At 69.8% G+C, this 4,358-nt stretch carries 3 protein-coding genes and 1 tRNA gene; 2 read left to right on the forward strand and 2 right to left on the reverse strand.

The genetic code is table 11. The features are described from left to right. Positions 1-50: 50 nt before the first annotated feature. Together ettA and AC2W7A_RS09870 are read right to left on the reverse strand one after the other, a co-directional pair. Complete coding sequence (ettA, locus tag AC2W7A_RS09865) at positions 51-1,733, reverse strand: energy-dependent translational throttle protein EttA (protein ID WP_485991206.1); 1,683 nt, start codon at positions 1,731-1,733, stop codon at positions 51-53. Further along, the gene (locus AC2W7A_RS09870; protein WP_485991207.1) at positions 1,676-2,431 is read right to left on the reverse strand and encodes a single-stranded DNA-binding protein; all 756 of its coding nucleotides are present in this window, start codon (positions 2,429-2,431) and stop codon (positions 1,676-1,678) included. The genes ettA and AC2W7A_RS09870 overlap by 58 nt, the downstream gene beginning before the upstream one ends. Before the next feature lie 220 nt (positions 2,432-2,651). Between AC2W7A_RS09870 and AC2W7A_RS09875 the strand changes: the two genes are divergently transcribed. Together AC2W7A_RS09875 and AC2W7A_RS09880 are read left to right on the forward strand one after the other, a co-directional pair. Next, positions 2,652-2,725 (forward strand) — tRNA-Arg (locus AC2W7A_RS09875). A 31-nt stretch (positions 2,726-2,756) separates the two neighbouring features. Then, positions 2,757-4,259, forward strand: coding sequence for a DUF2079 domain-containing protein (locus AC2W7A_RS09880; RefSeq protein ID WP_485991208.1), 1,503 nt, complete (start codon positions 2,757-2,759; stop codon positions 4,257-4,259). Positions 4,260-4,358: the final 99 nt, after the last annotated feature.

Below are 4,358 nucleotides of genomic sequence, written 5' to 3' on the forward strand. Positions count from 1 at the left end.
CGCCGCCGAGCGATGCTCGGCGGCGGGCCGCTGTGCGGGTCCGGTCACGCTCAGTCGCGGGTGAGCTTGCGGTGCGTGACGCGGTGCGGGCGGGCGGCCTCGGGGCCGAGGCGGTCCACCTTGTTCTGCTCGTAGGACTCGAAGTTTCCCTCGTACCAGTACCAGTTGGCCGGATCCTCCTCGGTGCCCTCGTAGGCCAGCATGTGAGTGGCCACGCGGTCCAGGAACCAGCGGTCGTGGGAGACGACGACGGCACAGCCGGGGAACTCGAGCAGCGCGTTCTCGAGGGAGGTCAGGGTCTCCACGTCGAGGTCGTTGGTCGGCTCGTCGAGGAGCAGCAGGTTGCCGCCCTCCTTGAGGGTCAGGGCGAGGTTCAGGCGGTTGCGCTCGCCACCGGAGAGCACACCGGCCTTCTTCTGCTGGTCCGGACCCTTGAAGCCGAACGCGGAGACGTAGGCGCGGGACGGCATCTCGACGTTGCCGACCTTGATGTAGTCCAGGCCGTCGGAGACGACCTCCCACAGCGACTTCTCCGGGTCGATGTTCGCGCGGGTCTGGTCCACGTAGGAGATCTTGACGGTCTCGCCGACCTTCAGCTCGCCGCCGTCGAGCGGCTCGAGGCCGACGATCGTCTTGAAGAGGGTCGTCTTGCCGACGCCGTTCGGGCCGATCACCCCGACGATGCCGTTGCGGGGCAGGGAGAAGGACAGGCCGTCGATCAGCACGCGGTCGTCGAAGCCCTTCTTGAGGTCGGTGGCCTCGATCACGACGTTGCCCAGGCGCGGGCCCGGCGGGATCTGGATCTCCTCGAAGTCCAGCTTGCGGGTCTTCTCCGCTTCTGCCGCCATCTCCTCGTAGCGGGCCAGGCGTGCCTTCGACTTGGCCTGGCGGCCCTTGGTGTTGGAGCGGACCCAGTCGAGCTCCTCGGAGAGGCGCTTGGCGAGCTTGGCGTCCTTCTTGCCCTGGATCTCCAGGCGCTTCTGCTTGGTCTCAAGGTAGGTGGAGTAGTTGCCCTCGTACGGGTAGAGGCGGCCGCGGTCGACCTCGCAGATCCAGCCGGCCACATGGTCCAGGAAGTAGCGGTCGTGGGTCACGGCCACGACGGCGCCCGGGTAGGAGGCCAGGTGCTGCTCGAGCCACAGCACGGACTCGGCGTCGAGGTGGTTGGTGGGCTCGTCGAGCAGGAGGAGGTCCGGCTTCTCCAGGAGCAGCTTGCAGAGGGCCACGCGGCGCTTCTCGCCGCCGGAGAGGTGGGTCACCGGGAAGTCGCCCGGCGGGCAGCGCAGCGCGTCCATCGCCTGCTCGAGCTGGGAGTCGATGTCCCAGGCGTCGGCCGCGTCGATGTCCGTCTGCAGCGACCCCATCTCCTCCATGAGGGCGTCGAAGTCCGCATCCGGGTTCGCCATCTCGTCGGAGATCTCGTTGTAGCGCTGGATCTTGCCGTAGATCTCGCCAACGCCCTCCTGGACGTTCTCGGCGACCGTCTTGGACTCGTCGAGCTTCGGCTCCTGCATGAGGATGCCGACGCTGTAGCCGGCGCTCAGCCGGGCGTCGCCGTTCGAGGGCTCGTCCAGGCCGGCCATGATCTTCAGGATCGTGGACTTGCCCGCGCCGTTCGGACCGACCATGCCGATCTTCGCGCCGGGGAAGAACGACATCGTCACGTCGTCCAGGATCAGCTTGTCGCCCACCTTCTTGCGGGCCTTGACCATCGTGTAGATGAATTCCGCCATGCGCACCAGGCTACTGGGTGGCCGCCGGGTTTCCCGCCTCGGCGGCCACCTTCGCCTGAGAGCGGAGTCTCACGCGTAGCTGGGCGCCCGCTCCGACTCCCCCGTCGGGGCGTCCTCGGAGTCCCCCTCGTCCGGCACGGCACCGTCTCCGCCGTCCGCCGCCCAGGGGTCCTGGTCCATGCCCTCGCGCAGATGGCCGTCCTCCAGGGCTCGCTGACGCTCGTGAGCTCGCCGGTGTCCGGGTCCACCCGCTGCCCCTCCGGCACGGCATCCTCGTCCACGCCCTGCGGCTCCGCGGGCTGGCCGGTGCGGGCCTGGAAGTCCTGGTCGGCCTGCCGCGCGGAGACGGTCTTGTTGTAGGCGCAGGTGCCGAAGTTCAGGTCCAGGCCCACGGCGTCCGCCACCACGTCCACGGAGGTCCCGGATCGGTCCGCGGTGGACCAGTCCCGGATCCGCTGACGGCCCACGACGACGATCGGGTTCCCCTTCTTCGTGGACTGGAGGACGTTCGTGGCCTGGCGGCCGAACACGGCCACGTTGTACCAGTTGGTGTGGGCGTCCACCCACTGGCCGGCGCCACGGTCGAAGCGGCGCTCGGTGGTGGCCAGGCGGAAGTTGACGACGGTGACGCCGTTGGGGGTCTTGCGCTCGGCCGGGTCGGTGGCGATGCGGCCACGGAGGGTGATGGTGTCCTGCATGATTGCGGTCCCTTTCCGGTGGTGGGCCGGCCCGGGTGGCCGGCCGCTGTTCCCAGTCCACGGCCCGCGCCCTGCCCGGCGCCACGGTGTCACCCGCTTCTGTGGACGGCTCGGCCGCATCGGGCACCTGTGCAGGAGACGAGCCCGCGCCGACGCGGATCCACCCGCCCTGACCGGGACGGATCGTCCCTCGCGGGACCAGTAGACTTGCCGGTGCCCAGCCCCAGTAGCTCAGCAGGACAGAGCAGCGGCCTTCTAATCCGCCGGTCGGGGGTTCGAATCCCTCCTGGGGCGCTTCTCCTGCACGGCCGACCCGAGGAGCCCCTTGCCTTCCCGCCTCCGTGCCGCGCTGACGGCCCCGCACTCCCCCGTCCCCACGGTGACGGTCTCTCGCGGCCAGTGGATCCAGCTCGGCCTGCTCATGGCCGCCTTCATGGCGCTGTACGTCACGCACTCGTTCCTGCGCTTCGCGGCCTACGAGGCCAAGGGCTACGACCTCGGCATCTTCGACCAGGCGGTGCGCCAGTACGCGATGTTCAAGGCGCCGATCGTCCCGGTCAAGGGCGTGGACTTCCACCTGCTCGGCGACCACTTCCACCCGATCCTGGCCCTGCTCGCTCCGTTCTACTGGATCTGGGACGACCCGCGGATGCTCGGCATCGTCATGGCCCTCGCGCTGGGCACCACGGCGATCCCCGTCTACCTGTTCACCCGTCGACGCGCCGGCCACGCCACGGGCATGATCGCCTGCGCCGCCCTGCTGCTGTGGTGGCCCTTCCAGGCGATGGTCAACTGGGACTTCCACGAGGTCACCCTGGGTGTGCCGATCATGGCCTGGCTCATCTGGGCCCTGGACGGCCACCGCGCCTGGCTCGCCACCCTGCTGGCGGTGTCCCTCCTGTCCGTCCGGGAGGACATGGGCGTCACCCTCGTGGCGATCGCCCTGGTCATGGCGATCCGGCGCCACTGGTGGCCCGCCCTGGTCACCTTCGTGGCCGGCCTGGTTGGCTACTGGTTCGCCACCTCCGTGGCCATCCCGCACTTCTCCCCCACCGGCGCGTTCGGCTACTGGCAGTTCACGGCACTGGGCCCGGACATGGGCAGCTCGGTGCACTTCCTCCTCACCCAGCCCTGGGCGGCCGTCGCCGTGCTCTTCGACCATCCGCTGAAGGTCGCCCTATGGCTGCTGCACTTCCTGCCGCTGCTCCTGCTGCCGGTCCTCAGCCCGGTCACCCTGATGGCCATGCCCATCCTCTGCTCCCGCCTGTTCAACGACCGCCTCAACGTGTGGTCTCCGGTGTACCAGTACGACGCGATCCTCGCCCCGATCCTGCTCATGGCCGCCATCGAGGCGGCCGCCCGACTCGGCCTGCGGTGGCCCCGGGTCTCCCGGCTTCCCGCCGTGGTCGCCTCCGTCCTCCTCGCCGCAGGACTGGTGGGCACCGCGTTCTTCCCGCAGGTCTTCCCGTTCCACCGCACCCTCACCGGCGAGCTCCACCTGCGCCAGCACGGCCAGGACCTCGCCCACGCCGTCTCGCTCATCCCGGACGGCGTCTGCGTGGAGGCGGCGGACAACGCCGTCCCCCACCTGACGACCCGCACCTACGTGGGCCTGCACGGGGACATCGGCGACGAGCTGTCCACCTGGATGATCGTGGACACGAAGGTGGAGGAGCTCGGCGGCTGGGACCCGCTGACACCGGACCAGGCCCTCCAGCGTGCGGAACGGCTGGGCTTCACGGAGGTCTGGCGCGAACGGGACGTGGTCGTCCTGGAGAAGAAGGGCGCCCCGGTCAGCCCGGTCTGCACCGGGTATCTCGGGCGCTGATCCCCACCCGGACCCCGACGACGCGCCCCGCCTCCGCGTGGAGGCGGGCCGCCGTCGTGGTGCTGGGTGGGGGCACGGCGCTGTGGGCACCGTGCGGGA

The organism is Micrococcus sp. LASM2_SD2, from assembly GCF_057364565.1.

What these genes read in the sequence shown, in the direction of transcription:
- AC2W7A_RS09870 (WP_485991207.1), bottom strand. Translation starts at nt 2,431, where the DNA reads ATGCAGGACACCATCACCCTCCGTGGCCGCATCGCCACCGACCCGGCC.
- ettA (WP_485991206.1), bottom strand. Translation starts at nt 1,733, where the DNA reads ATGGCGGAATTCATCTACACGATGGTCAAGGCCCGCAAGAAGGTGGGC.